The sequence below is a fragment of the Micromonospora sp. NPDC047812 genome, assembly GCF_040704175.1.
In the GTDB taxonomy this organism is placed as follows: Bacteria; Actinomycetota; Actinomycetes; order Mycobacteriales; family Micromonosporaceae; genus Micromonospora.
Map to the genome: position 1 here is coordinate 521,305 of NZ_JBEYRY010000004.1, position 18,746 is coordinate 540,050.

Below are 18,746 nucleotides of genomic sequence, written 5' to 3' on the forward strand. Positions count from 1 at the left end.
CTAGATGCCCGGCAAATTGCCGCCGGGGCCGCCCAGCTCGCGGTGGATGAAATCGAAGATCTCGGCGTCGGTGGCGTCGTCGAGGGTGTGCGTGGCCGGTTTCTCCTCGACGGGGCCGCGTTCGTCGCCCCACCGGGCGACGAACGCCTGCAACTGCACCAGCAGCTTCTGCCGGGTCAGCCGGTCCGGCGCGTCGGCCGCGAAGACCCCGTCGAGCCGCTCCAGCTCGGCGAGCAGCGGCGCGGCCGCGGCGGCGCCGTCCTCGACGAGCTGGTCGCGCAGGTGCCGGGCGAGCGCCGCGGGCGTGGGGTAGTCGAAGACCACGGCGGCGGGCAGCTGGACGCCGGTGGCGGCGCGGAGCCGGTTGCGCAGCTCCACGGCCGTCATCGAGTCGAAGCCGACCTCGCGGAACGCGCGGTCGGGCTCCAGCCCTGCGCCCCCGGTGTGGCCGAGCACGGCCGCCGCCAGGTTGCCCACGAGTTCGACGAGGACGCCCTCCCGTTCGCCGGGGCCCAGCGGGCGCAGCCGTTCCCGCAGCGCGGTCGCCGCCTCGTCGTCCGCCGGCTGGCGGTCGTCGTCGGCGGGCATCGCCGCGCCCGCCTCGGGGACCCCGGTCAGCAGCGGGCACGGCCGCATCGACGCGAACGTCGGCACGAACCGGTCCCAGCGCACGTCGGCGAGCACCAGGGCCGCCTCCTCCCGCAGCGCCTGGCCGAAGGCCTCGACGGCCAGCTCCGGGGGCAGGCCCGGCAGGCCCCGCCGGCGCAGCTGCGCCAGCTCGACCGACTCGGGGTCGTCGTCCCACGGGCCCCACGCCACGGCGGTGGCCACCAGTCCGCCGTGCCGCCGGTTCGCCGCGAGCGCGTGCAGCAGCGCGTCGCCGGCGGACTGGCCGGCCCGGCCGCCCGCGCCCCACACCCCCGTGGTGGAGGTGCACAGCACGAACGCGTCGAGCGGCCGGTGCGCCAGCTCGTCGGCGTACCTCGGCACGTCGCCGACGGTGGCGGCCAGGTCGGCGGCCAGGCCGGCGAGGGTCAGCTCGCCCAGCGGCACCGAGCCGGTCTCCGCCGGGACGTGCACGAGCGCGGTCACCGGCCGGCTCTCGGCGTCGAGCTGCTCCATCAGGTCACCGAGCTTGCCCGTCGCCGGCTCGGCCAGCGGGAGCACCTCTGCGCCGTTGCGGCCCAGCCAGTCGGTCGCGTGCCGGGCGAGCGCCCCGGTCCCGCCGGTGAGCAGGACGGTGCCGTTCGGCCGGTACCCGCCGCCGGCCGCCGGCCGTGCGGTGTCGCGGACCAGGCGCCGGGCGTGCACGCCGGCCTCCCGTACGGCGAGCTGGTCCTCCCCGTCGACGTTGACCAGGGCCCCGGCCAGGGCCGCGTACGCCGCCTCGTCCGGGCCCGCCGGCAGGTCGACGACTCCGCCGACGTGCCGGGGGTGTTCCAGGGCGGCGACGAGGCCGAGGCCCCACGTGGTGGCCTGGGTCGGGTGCACGACCGGTTCGTCGTGCACGGCGACGGCGCCGGTGGTGGCCAGCCACAGCGGCACGGCCGGGCCGGAGCGGCCGGTGTGCGCCTGCACGAGCAGCAGGTTCGCCGCCAGGCCGGTCGGCAGCGCGGTCTGCTCCGGGTGCGGCGCCTCGTCCAGCGCCAGCAGGGAGAGCAGTGCCGTCGGCTGGTGCGCGGCGGCGAGCCGGTCGAGGTCGGCGGCCAGGCCGTCGCGGGTGACCGTGGCCGGGTCGACGGTCAGCAGGTGCACCGTGGCGGCGCCGGCCGTGAGGGCGGCGAGCACCCGGTCGGTGACCTGGTGCGGCGGGGCCACCACCAGCCACGTGCCGGGGTCGGCGCCGGTCAGCGTCCGGCGTTCCCAGGTGACCCGGTACCGCCAGCCGGCGAGGGTGCCGTCGAGCTGCTGGCGGCGCCGCCACGACTCCAGTTCCGGCAGCAGCTCACGCATCGGCTGGTCCGGGTCGAGGCCGAGGCGGCCCAGGTCACCGTCGCTGACGGCCCGCCAGAACGCGTCGTCGACCGGGTCGGCGGCCGGGGTCGGGGCCGCGTCGAGGGTCGGCCAGTAGCGCTGCGGCCGGAACGCGTACGTCGGCAGCTCGGGCAGCCGGCGGGGACCCGGACGGGGACCGGCCAGCACGGCGAGCACCGCCGCCCAGTCGACGTCGCGCCCGGTGGCGTCCAGGACGGCCAGCGCGGAGAGCAGGGCGGTCGGCTCGTCGGTGCCGGCGCGCAGCGCCGCCACGGCCGTCCCGTCCTCGTCGCTGGGCAGCAGGCCGGCGGTCATCGCGGTCAGCACCGCCTGCGGGCCGAGTTCCAGGAAGGTGTCCACGCCCGCTTCGCGCAGCGCGGCGATGCCGTCGGCGTACCGGACGGCCTCCCGGACGTGCCGCACCCAGTAGTCGGGCGTACGGATCTCGTCGGGCCCGGCGAGCCGCCCGGTCAGGTTCGACACGATCGGCAGCAGCGGCGCGGCGAAGGTCAGCCCGTCGAGCACGGCCCGGAACCCGGCCAGCATCGGCTCCATCAGCGGGCTGTGGAACGCGTGGCTGACCCGCAGCCGCCGGGTGCGTACCCCGCGCTCCCGCCAGAGCCGCTCCAGCCCGTCGAGGGCGTCGAGGGCCCCGGCGAGGACCACGGCGGTGGGACCGTTGACGGCGGCGACGCCGACCCGGTCGCCCAGCCCGGCCAGGGAGTCGAGCACGGCCGCCTCGTCGGCGGCGACGGCGAGCATTCCGCCCCCGGCGGGCAGGGCCTGCATGAGCCGTCCCCGGGCGGCCACCAGCGTGGCGGCGTCCGCGAGGGACAGCACGCCGGCGACGTGTGCGGCGGTGATCTCGCCGATCGAGTGCCCGGCGACGTGCCCGGGCACCACCCCGAACGACTCGACCAGCCGGAACAGGGCCACCTCCAGCGCGAAGAGCCCGGCCTGGGTGAACACCGTCTCGTCGAGCAGCGCGGCCTCGGCGCTGCCGTCGGCCGCGAACAGCACCGGCTTCAGCGGCTGCGGCAGCTGGTGGTCCAGCGCCGCGCAGACCTCGTCGAGGGCCGCCGCGAAGACCGGGAACGTGTCGTACAGCTGCCGGCCGGCGCCGGGGCGCTGGGCGCCCTGGCCGGAGAACTGGATCGCGAGGCCGCCTCCGCGCCGACGGGCGGTGACCAGCGCGGGGTGGTCCTCGCCGCCGGCCAGCGCCCGCAGCGCGGCCAGCCGGGTCTCCCGGTCGGCGGCGACCACGGCGGCCCGCTGGCCGAGGTGGGCCCGGCCGTCGGCGAGCGCCCAGGCGACCAGGTCGGCGGGGTCGTCGCCCGTCGCGACCCGGTCGGCCAGCCGGCCGGCCTGCTCGCGCAGCGCGGGCAGGTCGGCGGCGGAGACCGGCCACGGCAGGGCCGTCCCGGACCGTTCCCCGTCGGGGGCGACCGGTTCCGGCCGCTGCGGGGCCTGCTCCAGGATCACGTGGGCGTTGGTGCCGCTGATCCCGAACGAGGAGACGCCGGCCCGGCGGGGCCGGTCCTCGGCGGTCCACGGCCGCGCCTCGGTGAGCAGCGCCAGCGCGCCGGACGTCCAGTCGACGTGCGGGGTCGGCGCGTCGACGTGCAGGGTCGCCGGCAGCACCTCGTGCTGCAGGGCCAGCACCATCTTCATCAGGCTGGCGGCGCCCGCCGCGGCCTGGGTGTGGCCGATGTTCGACTTCACCGACCCGAGCCACAGCGGCCGGTCGGCGGAGCGGTCCCTGCCGTACGTCGCCAGCAGCGCCTGCGCCTCGATCGGGTCGCCGAGGGTGGTGCCGGTGCCGTGCGCCTCGACCACGTCCACGTCGCCCGGGGTCAGGCCGGCGTTGTCCAGCGCCTGCCGGATTACCCGCTGCTGCGCGGGCCCGTTCGGCGCGGTGAGGCCGTTGCTCGCGCCGTCCTGGTTGACGGCGCTGCCCCGTACGACGGCGAGGATCCGGTTGCCGTCGCGCTGGGCGTCGGAGAGCCGCTGGAGCAGCAGGACGCCGACGCCCTCGCCCCAGCCGGTGCCGTCGGCGGCCTCGGCGAACGCCTTGACCCGCCCGTCGGCGGCGAGCCCGCGCTGCCGGGAGAACTCCAGGAACGCGCCCGGGGTCGACATCACCGTCACGCCGCCGGCCAGGGCGAGGTCGCACTCGCCGCTGCGCAGGGCCTGCGCGGCCAGGTGCAGCGCCACCAGCGACGACGAGCAGGCCGTGTCGACGGTGACCGCCGGGCCGTGCAGCCCGAACGAGTACGCCAGGCGACCGGAGACCACCGACGCGCCGTTGCCGGTCGCCTGGTAGCCCTCCACCTGGGACCGCGCGCCCAGCAGCAGCGTGGCGTAGTCCTGCCCGTTGGTGCCCATGAAGACGCCGGTGGCGGAGCCGCGCACCCGGTGCGGGTCGATGCCGGCGCGTTCGAAGACCTCCCAGGTGGTGTGCAGCAGCAGCCGCTGCTGCGGGTCCATCGCGAGGGCCTCACGCGGGTTGATGCCGAAGAACGCCGCGTCGAAGCCGGCCACGTCGTGCAGGAACCCGCCGCTGCGGGTGTAGCTGGTGCCCACCCGCTCCGGGTCGCTGTCGAACAGGGCGTCGAGGTCCCAGCCCCGGTCGGCGGGCATCGGCGTGACGGCGTCCACGCCGTCGGCCAGCAGCCGCCACAGTTCCTGCGGCGAGGACACCCCGCCGGGGAAGCGGCAGGCCATGGAGACGATCGCGATCGGCTCGTCCGCCGGCGGCCGGGCCGAGACCACGCCGCCGGTGGCGGGGCCGCCGTCCGCGCCGACCACGATTTCGGTACGCAGGAAGCGGGCCAGTTCCGCCGCCGACGGATGGTCGAAGACCACGGTCGACGGCAGGGTCAGGCCGGTGACCCGGCCCAGCCGGTCGCGCAGCTGCACGGCGGCGAGGGAGTCGAAGCCCAGCTCGCGGAACGCCCGGCCGGCCGGCACCTGGTCGGTGGTGGGGTGGCCGAGGACAGCCGCCGCCTCCGCGCGGACGAGGTCGACCAGCAGCGCCTCCTGGCCGGTCGCCGGCAGCGCCGTGAGCCTGGCCCGCAGCCCGTCGGTGGCGGCGGCGCTCGCCGGCCGCTCCGGCTCCTCGGCGACGGCGGGGGCGACCCGGTCGAAGAGGTGGCTCGGCCGCGCGACGGTGAACGCCGTGACGAACCGGGACCAGTCGACGTCGACGATCACCGGCGCCGCCTCCGTGGCGTTCACCCAGCGACCCAGCGCCGCGACGGCGGCGTCGGGCGCGAGCGGGGTGAACCCGCGACGGCGCAGGCCGTCCGCCGTCTCGCCGGCGGCCATGCCGTCCTCCGCCCACGGGCCGTAGGCCAGGGCGGTGGCGGGCAGGCCGGCCGCCCGGCGGGTGGCGACGAGCGCGTCGAGCAGGGCGTTGCCGGCCGCGTAGCCGGCCTGGCCGCCGCCGCCCCAGACACCGGCGACCGAGGAGAAGACCACGAACGCGTCGAGGTCCCGGCCCCGGCAGGCGGCGTCGAGGTGGACGGCGCCGAGCACCTTGCCGGCCAGGGTCTCCGACAGCTCGCCGTCGGTCACCTCGTACGCGGGGGTGGTGCCGCCGGACGCGCCGGCGGTGTGCACGACGGCGGTCAGCTCCGGCAGCCCGGCCACCAGGGCGTCGACCGCCGCCCGGTCGGTGACGTCGCACGCCACCACCCACACCGCACCCAACTCGTCGACCAGTTCGGCCGCGCCCGGCGCCGCCGGGCCCCGCCGCGAGGCGAGCACCACCTCGGCCGCCCCGTTGGCCAGCAACCAGCGGGCCACGTGCCGACCCAGGGCGCCCGTACCGCCGGTCACCAGCACCGTCCCGGCGGGCCGCCAACCCGACCCGGCGGGCGGCGCGGCCGGCACCAGCCGCCGGCCGAAGAGGCCGTTGCGGCGGACGGCCACCTGGTCCAGGGTGCCGTCGGCCAGGACCGTGACGAGCGCGGCGCGGGTGCTCCGGTCGGCGCGGTCGGGCAGGTCGACCAGGCCGCCCCAGCGGTCCGGCTGTTCGAGGGCGACGACCCGGCCCAGACCCCAGGCCAGGGCCGACCAGAGGTCGCCGACCCGTTCCCCGGCCGTGACCGGCATCGCGGTCCGGCTGAGCGCCCACACCCGTCCCGGCAGGCCGGTGTCGGTCAGCGCCCGGGTGAGGGTGAGCAGCACCGCCGTGCCGGCGGGCACCGCCGGGGTGTGCGTCAGCGGCCGGTCCTGGCGGGGCAGCACGCAGAGCACCCCGGCCCAGCCCTCCCCGCTGATCCGGCGCAGCCGTTCGCCCAGGTCGGTGCGGGCGAGGGTGGACGACACGGTGAGCGTGTCCACCCGGGCGCCCGCCTGGGTGAGGGTCTTCGCCACGCCCGCGTCGGCGCCGCTGTCGACGGTGACGACCAGCCACCGCCCGGACAACCGGGTTGCCGGGGCCGGCCGCACCGGCTCCCACCCGACCCGGTACGACCACCCGTCCAGGGCGGTGTCCCGGGACCGGTGCTGACGCCAGCGCGCCAGGAGCGGCAGGGCCGGGCCGAGCGCGTCCAGGTCCTCGGTGTCGTCGCCGAGTTCGGCGGCGAGGGCGGCCAGGTCGCCGCGCTCGACGGCGGCCCAGAACTCGGCGTCGCCGCCGTCCGGGGCGGCCTGCTTCGCGGGCGTGCCCTCCGGCCAGTAGCGCTGGTGTTGGAAGGCGTACGTGGGCAGGTCGACCCGCCGCGCGCCGCTGTCGGCGAACCACGGCTGCCAGGACACGGGAACCCCGTGCACGTGCAGCTCGGCGAGGGCGTGCAGCAGCGCCTGCGCCTCCGGTCGGTCCCTGCGCTGCACGGCGACGGCCAGCACGGCGTCGTTGCCGGGCAACACGTCGGCCGCCATCGCCGTCAACACACTCTGCGGACCGACCTCCAGGAACGTGTCCACACCGGCGGCCTTCAGGGCGGTGACACCGTCGGCGTAACGCACGGCCTCGCGGACGTGCCGCACCCAGTACTCCGGGGTGCGAATCTCGTCGCCGGCCAACGCACCGGTCACGTTCGACACGACCGGCAGCATCGGCGCCGCAAAGGTGAGTCCGGACAGGACCGTACGGAACTCGTCAAGCATCGGCTCCATCAACGGACTGTGGAACGCGTGACTCACGGTCAACCGGCGGGTACGGACACCCCGGCCCCGCCAGACCCGCTCCACCTCGTCCAACGCCTCGACCGCACCGGAGACCACCACGGCGGCGGGACCGTTGACGGCAGCGATGCTGACCCGGTCGCCCAGCCCGGCGATCGACTCGACCACCGCCGCCTCGTCCGCCGCCACCGCCAGCATGCCGCCGCCGGCCGGAAGGGCCTGCATCAACCGGCCCCGCGCCGCCACCAGCTGACACGCGTCCGCCAGCGACAACACCCCGGCCACGTACGCGGCCGTGACCTCACCGATCGAGTGCCCGGCCAGTAGGTCCGGCACGACGCCGAAGGACTCCACCAGCCGGAACAGGGCCACCTCGACCGCGAACAGGCCGGCCTGGGTGAAGACGGTCTGGTCCAGCAGTTCGGCCTCGGGGCTGCCGGCCTCGGCGAACAGCACCTCCCGCAACGGACGCGGCAGCAGCGGGTCGAGGTGCGCGCACACCTCGTCCAGCGCGGCGGCGAACACCGGGAACTCGCCGTACAGCTCCCGACCCATCCCCGCGCGCTGCGCACCCTGACCCGAGAACAACAGCGCGAGCTGGCCGCGCGCGGCGGCGGAGCCGGTCACGACGGCACCGGAGGGCTCGCCCGCGTCGAGGGCCCGCAGCGCGGCGAGCAGGTCGTCCCGGTCGGCCACCACGGCGACGGCGCGCTGCTCCAGCGCGGGCCGGGTGGTGACGGAGGACCAGGCGACGTCCAGCGGACGCGGCGCCTCGTCGGCGGCGAGCCAGCGTGCCCACCGGCCCGCCTGGCCGGCCAGGGCCGCGTCGGAGCGCGCGGACAGCAGCACCGGCACCACCGGCGGCACGTCCCGGGCGACGATCTCGCCCTCGATCGCCTCGGCGGGGGGCTGTTCGATGATCACGTGGGCGTTGGTGCCGGAGATCCCGAACGACGACACCGCCGCCCGGCGCGGCCGGTCCACCTGCGGCCACGGGGTGGGCTCGGTGGCGAGGGCCACCGCCCCGGCCGACCAGTCGATGTGCGGCGACGGCTCGTCCACGTGCAGCGTCGGCGGCACCAGGCCGTGCCGCATCGCCAGCACCATCTTGATCACACCGGCCACACCGGCGGCGGCCTGCGTGTGCCCGATGTTCGACTTCACCGACCCCAACAGCAGCGGACGATCCTGCGGACGCTCCTGCCCGTACGTCGCCAACAACGCCTGCGCCTCGATCGGATCACCCAAGGTCGTGCCCGTACCGTGCGCCTCGACCGCGTCCACGTCAGCCGGGGTGAGCCGCGCGTTCGCCAGGGCCTGCCGGATCACCCGCTGCTGCGACGGACCGTTCGGCGCCGTCAGCCCGTTCGACGCGCCGTCCTGGTTCACGGCCGTGCCGCGTACCACGGCGTAGATCCGCCGGCCCTCCCGCTGGGCGTCGGAGAGCCGCTGCACCAGCAGGACACCCACGCCCTCGGACCAGCCGGTGCCGTCGGCCGACGCCGCGAACGACTTGCAGCGGCCGTCCTGCGACAGACCCCGCTGCCGCGAGAACTCGATGAACGTCCCCGGCGTCGCCATCACCGTCACACCACCGGCCAGCGCAAGGTCGCACTCACCACTGCGCAACGCCTGCGCCGCAAGGTGCAGCGCGACGAGGCTGGACGAACACGCCGTGTCCACGGTGACCGCCGGCCCTTCCAGGCCGAACGTGTACGCGACCCGGCCGGACAGCACGCTGCCCGACGTGCCGGTCCCGACGTAGCCCTCCACCTCGGTCGGCAGGTCCATCAGTCGCGAGGCGTAGTCGTGGTACATGACGCCGGCGAAGACGCCCGTCCGGCTGCCCCGCAACCGCTGCGGGTCCAGACCGGCCGACTCGAACGACTCCCACGACGCCTCCAGCAGCAGCCGCTGCTGCGGGTCCATGGCGAGGGCCTCACGCGGCGAGATCCCGAAGAAGCCCGGGTCGAACTCGGCGGCCCCGTACAGGAATCCGCCGTGGCGGGTGTACGACGTGCCGCTGCGGTCCGGGTCCGGGTCGAACAGCGAATCCAGGTCCCAGCCCCGGTCCGCCGGGAACTCCGAGATCCCGTCGCCGCCGCCGGCCAGCAGCGCCCACAGCTCGTCGGGCGATTCGACGCCGCCCGGGTAGCGGCAGGCCATGCCCACGATCGCGATCGGCTCGTCGGTGCCGACGACCGTACCGGCGACCAGGTCTCCGGTGGACTGACGCACCCCGGCCAACTCCGACCACAGGTGGTCGGCGAGCACGGCCGGGGTCGGGTAGTCGAAGACCAGCGTCGAGGCCAGCCGCAGCCCGGTGACCGCGTTCAACCGGTTGCGCAGGTCCACCGCCGTCAGCGAGTCGAAGCCCAACTCCCGGAACGCCCGGTCCGCCGGCACCGCCTCCGCACCACCGTGCCCCAACACCTGCGCGACCAGGCCGCGCACCAGCACGTCGACCTGGGCCCGTCCCTCGTCCTCGGTCAGGCCGGCGAGCCGGTCGGCCCAGCCGCCACCGCCCTGCCCCGCCTGGCGGCGGGTGCTGGTCACGCCGATCAGGGTGCGCAGCACGGCCGGCACGGGGCCGGCGGAGGTCGCCGCCCGCAACGCGGGCACGTCGATCACGGCCGGCACCAGGGCCGCCCGGTCGGCGGCCACGGCGGCGTCGAACAGCTCCAACCCGACCTCGGCGCTCATCGGCGTCAGGCCCGCCCGCGCCGAGCGCGCCCGATCCGCCTCGTCGATCGAGGCGGCCATGCCGGCGGTGTTCCACATGCCCCAGGCCAGGCTGACGGCCGGTAGTCCGAGCTGCCGCCGGTACGCCGCCAACCCGTCGAGGAACGCGTTGCCCGCCGCGTACGCCGACTGACCCGGCGAACCCAACACCCCCGCCACCGACGAGAACACCACGAACAGATCCAGGTCCAACGACGCCGTCGCCTCGTGCAACAGCCAACCCGCCGACACCTTCGGAGCCAGCACCGCACCGAGCCGCTCGACGGTCAGCCCCTCCACGACACCGTCGTCCAGAACGCCAGCGGTGTGGACCACGCCCGCCAGCCGGCCGCCGGCGACGACCTCGCCGACCAGCCCGGACACCTGGTCCCGGTCCGTCACGTCACAGGCCACCACCCGCACCGACGCACCCAACGCCGACAGCCGCTCGGACAGGTCAGCAGCGCCCGCAGCCTCCGGGCCACGCCGCGACACGAGCACCAGCGACCGCACGCCCCACGAGGACACCAGATGCTCCGCCACCAGCGCACCCAGCGCACCCGTACCGCCGGTCACCAGCACCGCACCGTCACCCACGGTCGGCGGCGCCGCCACCGTGACGCCGGCCCGGACCAGGCGCGGCGAGTACACCGCGCCGTCACGGACTGCCAACTGGCCGCCGGTCGCGGCCGGTTCGCGCAGCGCGCCGTCCAGGAGCGCCACCAGCGCGGCATCCAGCTCGCCGTCGACGTCCGCGAGGACGATGCGTCCCGGGTGCTCCGACTGCGCCGAACGCAGCAGGCCCCAGACGGCCGCAGCGGCCAGGTCGGTCACCCGGTCCTCGTCACCGACCGACACGGCACCCCGGGTCACCACCACGAGCCGCGACTCCGACAGGGCGTCCGCCGCCAGCCAGGACTGCACCGTCGCCAGCATCTCCGAGGTCACCGCGCGGACGGACTCCGGCGTCTCCGCCGCCGAACCCGATCCGGGGAACAGCGGAAGCAGCACCGCGCGGGGGACGGACTCCTCCCCCGGGATCGTCGCCACGTCGGGGTACGCGAGCATTCCGACCGGTGCCGCCAGGTCCCGGCCGCCGGTCACCAGTGCCCATCCGGAGACATCCCCGGCGGGGGTCTCCTCCACGGCCGGCCATCGCAGCTCGAACAGCGACCGCGATGCCGTGCCCGGCGCGGGCACGCCGGTCAGCTCCCGCAGGACGAGAGAGTCCACCGACACCACCGGCGCGCCCGCCTCGTCGTACGCGGCCAGCCGCAGGCCCGAGCCGTCGCGGGTCAGGCGTACCCGGAGCGCCCCCGCGCCCGAGGCGTGCACCTGCACACCCTCGAACGCGAACGGCACCCGCGGCCCGCCCGACTGCTCCGCACCGGACAGCAGCCCGATCGGGTGCAGGGCCGCGTCCAGCAGCGCCGGATGCACCCCGAACCCGACGGCCTCCGTCGCGGCACCGTCCGGCAGGACCACCTCGGCGTACACCTCGCCGCCGCTGGTCCAGGCGCGCCGGAGCCCCTGGAAGACCGGCCCGTACGTCAGGCCGTGCTCCGCCAGCGTCGGATACCAGTCCGCCAGGTCCACCTCCGCCGCGCCGGCCGGGGGCCAGGCGACCGGGTCGGGCTCGTCGGCGTTGGACGGCTCCAGCACGCCCTCCGCGTGTCGGGTCCAGCCCGCCTCGGGATCGTCGTCGGGACGGGAGTAGACGGCGACGGGACGCTGCGGCGACTCCGACGCGGACACCCGCACCTGGATCCGCACGCCTCCCGTTCCGGGAACGACCAGCGGGGCGGCCACGGTCAGCTCCCGCAGCCGGGAGAGGCCCACCTCGTCGCCGGCCCGCACGGCCAGCTCGACCAGGGCGGTACCCGGTACCAGCGTCAGCCCGGAGACCGTGTGGTCGGCCAGCCAGGGGTGCGTGGCGAGGGAGAGTCGGCCCGTCAGCACCATCTCGTCGTCGCCGGCCAGGTCCACGGCCGCGCCGAGCAGCGGGTGCGCGGTGCGGCCGAGCCCGGCCCCGGACACGTCGCCCGTACGCGCCCGGTTGGCGGCGGGCCAGTAGCGCTGGTGCTGGAAGGCATACGTGGGCAGGTCCACGCGCCGCGCGCCCGTCTCGGCGAACCACTGCGTCCAGGACACGGGAACCCCGTGCACGTGCAGCTCGGCAAGGGCGTGCAGCAGCGCCTGCGTCTCCGGCCGGTCCCTGCGCTGCACGGCGACGGCCAGCACGGCGTCGTCGCCGGGCAACACGTCGGCCGCCATCGCCGTCAACACACTCTGCGGGCCGACCTCCAGGAACGTGTCGACGCCGGCGGCCCGCAGCGCGGTGACACCGTCGGCGTAGCGGACGGCCTCGCGGACGTGCCGCACCCAGTACTCGGCCGTGCGGATCTCGTCGCCGGCCAGCGCACCGGTCACGTTCGACACGACCGGCAGTAGCGGCGCCGCAAAGGTGAGTCCGGACAGGACCGCCCGGAACTCGGCCAGCATCGGCTCCATCAACGGACTGTGGAACGCGTGACTCACGGTCAACCGGCGGGTGCGGACACCCCGGTCCCGCCAGACCCGCTCCACATCGTTCAGGGCCTCGACTGCACCGGAGACGACCACGGCCGTCGGACCGTTGACGGCAGCGATGCCGACCAGGTCGCCCAGGCCCGCGATCGACTCCGCCACCGCCGCCTCGTCGGCAGCCACCGCCAACATCCCGCCACCCGTGGGCAGCGCCTGCATCAACCGGCCCCGCGCGGCGACGAGGGCGCACGCGTCCGCCAGGGACAACACCCCCGCCACGTGCGCGGCCGTGACCTCGCCGATCGAGTGGCCGGCCAGCAGGTCCGGCACGACGCCGAAGGACTCCACCAGCCGGAACAGCGCCACCTCGACCGCGAACAGACCGGCCTGGGTGAAGACGGTCTGATCCAGCAACTCCGCCTCAGCCGAACCCGCCGACGCGAACAGCACCTCCCGCAACGGACGCGGCAGCAGCGGGTCGAGCTGCGCGCACACCTCGTCCAACGCGGCGGCGAACACCGGGAACCCGGCCGACAACTCCCGGCCCATGCCGGCACGCTGCGCGCCCTGACCCGAGAACAGCAGGGCGAGCTGGCCGCGCTGGCCGGCGGCGCCGGAGACGACCGTACCGGTGGGGTCGCCGTCGACGAGGGCGGTCAACGCCGCGATCAGGCCGTCCCGGTCGGCGGCGGTCACCACCGCCCGGTGCTCCAGCGCGGGCCGGGTGGTGACGGAGGACCAGGCGACGTCCAACGGACGCGGCGCCTCGTCGGCGGCGAGCCAGCGCGCCCACCGGCCCGCCTGGCCGGCCAGGGCCGCGTCGGAGCGGGCCGACAGCAGCACCGGCACCACCGGCGGCACCTCGCGGGCGACGATCTCGCCCTCGACCGCCTCGGCCGGCGGCTGCTCGATGATCACGTGCGCGTTGGTACCGGAGATCCCGAACGACGACACCGCCGCCCGGCGCGGCCGGCCCACCGCCGGCCACGGCGTCGCCTCGCTCGCCAGGGTCACCGCCCCGGCCGACCAGTCGATGTGCGGCGACGGCTCGTCCACGTGCAGCGTCGGCGGGACGAGGCCGTGCCGCATCGCCAGCACCATCTTGATCACACCGGCCACACCGGCGGCGGCCTGCGTGTGCCCGATGTTCGACTTCACCGACCCCAACAGCAGCGGACGATCCTGCGGACGCTCCTGCCCGTACGTCGCCAACAACGCCTGCGCCTCGATCGGGTCGCCGAGCGTGGTGCCGGTGCCGTGGGCCTCGACCGCGTCCACGTCGGCGGCGGTCAGGCGGGCGTTCGCCAGGGCCTGCCGGATCACGCGCTGCTGCGAGGGGCCGTTCGGCGCGGTCAGGCCGTTCGACGCGCCGTCCTGGTTCACGGCCGTGCCGCGTACCACCGCCAGCACGCGGTGCCCGTTGCGCCGCGCGTCCGACAGCCGCTCCACCAGGAGCACGCCGACGCCCTCGGACCAGCCCGTTCCGTCGGCCGAGGCGGCGAACGACTTGCAGCGGCCGTCCTGCGACAGACCACGCTGCCGCGAGAACTCGATGAACGTGCCGGGCGTCGCCATCACCGTCACGCCACCGGCCAGCGCGAGGTCGCACTCACCGCTGCGCAACGCCTGCGCCGCAAGGTGCAGCGCCACCAGCGACGACGAGCACGCCGTGTCGACCGTGACCGCCGGGCCCTCCAGCCCGAACGTGTACGCCACCCGGCCGGACAGCACGCTGCCCGACGTGCCGGTGCCGACGAAGCCCTCGGCGTCCGGCGGCAGGTCCATCAGGCGCGAGGCGTAGTCGTGGTACATGACGCCGGCGAAGACGCCCGTCCGGCTGCCCCGCAACCGCTGCGGGTCCAGGCCCGCCGACTCGAACGACTCCCACGACGCCTCCAGCAGCAGCCGCTGCTGCGGATCCATCGCCAGGGCCTCACGCGGCGAGATCCCGAAGAACCCGGGGTCGAAGTCCGCCGCCCCGTACAGGAACCCACCGTGCCGCGTGTACGACGTGCCGCTGTGCTCCGGGTCCGGATCGAACAGGCTCTCCAGGTCCCAACCGCGATCGGTGGGGAACTCCGAGATCCCGTCGCCACCGCCAGCCAGCAGCGCCCACAGCTCGTCGGGAGACTCGACGCCGCCCGGGTAGCGGCAGGCCATGCCCACGATCGCGATCGGCTCGTCGGTGCTGACGGCGTGCACCGCCGTCTGGCGGGCGGTGATCTGCCCGGAGACCTGCTCGTGGAGGTGGTCGACGAGCACGGCCGGGGTCGGGTAGTCGAAGACCAGCGTCGAGGCCAGCCGCAGCCCGGTGGCCGCGTTCAACCGGTTGCGCAGGTCCACCGCCGTCAGCGAGTCGAAGCCCAGCTCCCGGAACGCCCGGTCCGCCGGCACCGCCTCCGCACCACCGTGCCCCAACACCTGCGCGACCAGGCCGCGCACCAGCACGTCGATCTGGGCGCGCGCCTCGTCGGGCGCCAGGCCCGCCAGATGGTTGGCCCAGTCGCCGCCGCGCGCGGCCCGTCGCCGGGCCACCGTCGACCCGATCAGGGTACGCAGCACGGCCGGCACCGGGCCGGCGTTGAGTGCTGCCCGCATCGCCGGTACGTCGATCACGGCCGGCACCAGGGCCGGGCACTCCGCCACCAGGGCGGCGTCGAACAACTCCAACCCCACCTCGGCGCTCATCGGCGTCAGACCCGCGCGCGCCGAGCGCGCCCGATCCGCCTCGTCGATCGAGGCGGCCATGCCGGCCGTGTCCCACATGCCCCAGGCCAGGCTGACGGCCGGCAACCCGAGCTGCCGCCGGTACACCGCCAACCCGTCCAGGAACGCGTTACCCGCCGCGTACGCCGACTGACCCGGCGAACCCAACACCCCCGCCACCGACGAGAACACCACGAACAGATCCAGGTCCAACGACGCCGTCGCCTCGTGCAGGAACCACCCGGCCGACACCTTCGGCGCCAGCACCGCACCGAGCCGCTCGGCGGTCAGCCCCTCGACCACCCCGTCGTCCAGAACGCCGGCGGTGTGCACCACACCCGCCAACCGGCCCCCGGCTGCGATCTCGGCAACCAACGCACCGACCTGGTCCCGGTCCGTCACGTCACAGGCGACCACCCGCACCGACGCACCCGCCGCCGACAGCCGCTCGGACAGCTCAGCCGCACCCGCAGCCTCCGCACCACGCCGCGACACCAGCACCAGCGACCGCACCCCGTGCACCGACACCAGATGCTGCGCCACCAACGCGCCCAACGCACCCGTACCACCGGTCACCAGCACCGCACCGTCACCCACCACGGCACCGTCCGCCGACGCCGGGGCGACCGCACGCACCAGACGCGGCACGAACACCCCACCCGAGCGCACCGCCACCTGACCACCGAACGCCACCGGCTCATCCGCCACCGTGTTCAGCACACCCAGCAGCCCGGCATCCACGTCACCATCGACGTCCGCCAGCACGATGCGACCCGGATGCTCCGACTGCGCCGAACGCAGCAGACCCCACACCGCCGCACCCGCCAGATCCGAAACCCGGTCGCCGGCACCGACCGACACCGCGCCCCGCGTCACCACCACCAACCGCGAATCCGCCAACGCGTCCGCCGCCAGCCAGGACCGGACGGTCGCCAGCACGTGCGACGTCGCCGCGCGAACGGCGTCGGGGACGGCGACCTGCGACGCGTCGAGCGTCAGCAGCAGACCCTTCGGCGCGACCGCCCGGCCGGCGTCGACCGCCGCGACGAGCGCCTCGACGTCGCCGAACGCCGGCAGGTCGACGGCGGCGGGCGAGCCGACCAGCGCCCACCCGGACAGGTCCCCGGCAGCGGCGATCCCCTCGGCCTGCCAGGTGAGTTCGAACATCGAGCGGGACGCGGCGCCCACCGTGGCCACGCCGGTCAGCTCCCGCAGGACGAGGGAGTCCACCGACACCACCGGCGCGCCCGACTCGTCGCCTGCGACCAACCGCACCGCCGAGCCCGCGCGCGTCAGCCGCACCCGCAGCGCCCGCGCGCCCGCGGCATGCACCTGCACACCCTCGAACGCGAACGGCACCCGCGGCCCGCCCGACTCCTCCGCACCCGGCAGCAACCCGATCGGGTGCAGGGCCGCGTCCAGCAACGCCGGGTGCACGCCGAAGCGCGCCGCCTCCGCCGCCGCCTCCTCCGGCAGCACCACCTCGGCGTACACGTCGTCGCCCCCGGTCCACACCCGGCGCAGCCCCTGGAACGTCGGCCCGTACGCCAGGCCGCGCTCCGCCAGCGTCGGGTACCAGCCCGCCAGGTCCACCTCGGACGCGCCGGCCGGGGGCCACTCCCCCACGCCCGGCTCGTCGGCCGACGCGGGCTCCAGCACGCCCTCCGCGTGGTGGACCCACTCGGCCTCCGGGTCGCCCTCGGACTGCGAGTGCACCGCCACGACCCGGGTGCCGGACTCGTCGGCCGCGCCGACGCGCACCTGCACCCGCACCGCGCCGCCCTCCGGCAGCACCAGCGGCGCGGCCACGGTCAACTCCCGCACCCGCGACGCGCCCACCTCGTCACCCGCCCGCACCGCCAGCTCCACCAGGGCGGTGCCGGGCACGATCGCCACGCCGGAGACGACGTGGTCGGCGAGCCACGCGTGGGTGGCGAGCGACAGCCGGCCGGTCAGCACCACCATGTCCGCGCCGGCGACGGTGACCGCCGCGCCGAGCAGCGGGTGCCCGGCCACGCCGAGGCCCGCGCCGGACACGTCGGCGGTACGCGCCTGACCCGCGCCGAGCCAGTACCGCTGGTGCTGGAAGGCGTACGTGGGCAGGTCGACCCGGGTGGCGCTGACGTCGGTGAACCACTGCGTCCAGGTCACCGGGACGCCGTGGACGTGCAGTGCGGCGAGCGCGTGCAGCAGCGCCTGCGGGGCGGGACGGTCCCGGCGCTGGACGGCCACCGCGAGCGCGTCCTCGGCGAGCAGGTCGGCGTTCATCGCGGTCAGGACGCTCTGCGGGCCGATCTCCAGGAAGGTGTCGACGCCGGTGGCACGCAGGGCGGCGATGCCGTCGGCGTAGCGGACGGCCTCCCGCACGTGCCGGACCCAGTACTCGGCGCGGGTGATCTCCTGCGGATCGGCGAGCGCCCCGGTCAGGTTCGACGCCACCGGCAGCAGCGGCGCCCGGAACGTCAACCCCGCCAGGACCGCGCGGAACTCGTCGAGCATCGGCTCCATCAGCGGGCTGTGGAACGCGTGGCTGACGGTGAGCCGGCGGGTGCGCGCACCCCGGTCCTGCCAGAGCCGCTCCACCTCGTCGAGGGCGTCGACCGCGCCGGAGACCACCACGGCGGCGGGCCCGTTGACGGCGGCGATGCCCACCCGGTCGGTCAGGCCGGCGATGGACTCCGCCACCGCGGCCTCGTCGGCGGCCACGGCCAGCATGCCGCCGCCGGTGGGCAGCGCCTGCATCAGCCGGCCCCGCGCGGCCACGAGCGCGCACGCGTCCGCCAGGGACAGCACCCCGGCGACGTACGCGGCGGTCACCTCGCCGATCGAGTGCCCGGCGACCACGTCGGGCACGATGCCGAACGACTCCACCAGCCGGAACAGCGCCACCTCGACCGCGAACAGGCCGGCCTGGGTGAAGACGGTCTGGTCCAGCAGTTCGGCCTCGGCGGAGCCCGCCGACGCGAACAGCACCTCCCGCAGCGGACGCGGCAGCAGCGGGTCGAGCTGCGCGCACACCTCGTCCAGGGCGGTCGCGAAGACCGGGAACAGGGCGGACAGCTCCCGGCCCATGCCGGCGCGCTGCGCACCCTGACCGGAGAAGAGCACGGCCAGCTGCGTACGCGTCGCGCCGGTGCCGGTGACCACGGTGGCGGCCGACTCGCCGGCGGCGAGGGCACGCAGCCCGGCCAGCAGTTCGTCCCGGTCCGTCGCGGTGACCACCGCGCGGTGCTCCAGCACGGCCCGGCTGACCGTCGACGACCAGGCGACGTCGACGGGGCGCAGGTCCTCGTCGACGGCGAGCCAGCGGGCCCAGCGGTCCGCCTGCGCCGCGACGGCGGCCTCGGACCGGGCCGACAGCAGCACCGGGGCCGGCAGCCCGCCGGGCGTCGGGACGCCCTCGCCCCGGGTCGGCTCCGCCTCGGCGGGCGGCTGCTCGATGATCACGTGCGCGTTGGTGCCGCTGACTCCGAACGACGAGACCGCCGCGCGGCGGGGCCGGCCCGCCGCGGGCCAGTCGCGCGCCTCGGTGAGCAGGGAGACCGCCCCGGCGCTCCACTCGATGTGCGGGGACGGCTCGTCGACGTGCAGCGTCGACGGCAGCAGCCCGTGCCGCATCGCCATGATCATCTTGATGATGCCGGCCACCCCGGCGGCGGCCTGGGTGTGCCCGATGTTCGACTTGA

Annotated in this window: 1 protein-coding gene (running past one end of the window); it reads right to left on the minus strand. The window is 75.8% G+C overall.

The features are described from left to right. A protein-coding gene (locus AB0883_RS19885) for a type I polyketide synthase (protein ID WP_366642641.1) crosses the window boundary here: on the minus strand, positions 1-18,746 show its 3' portion. It continues 11,044 nt past the right edge of the window; 18,746 of the gene's 29,790 nt are visible here — the last part of the coding sequence; its start codon lies beyond the right edge, outside the window; it ends in the stop codon at positions 1-3.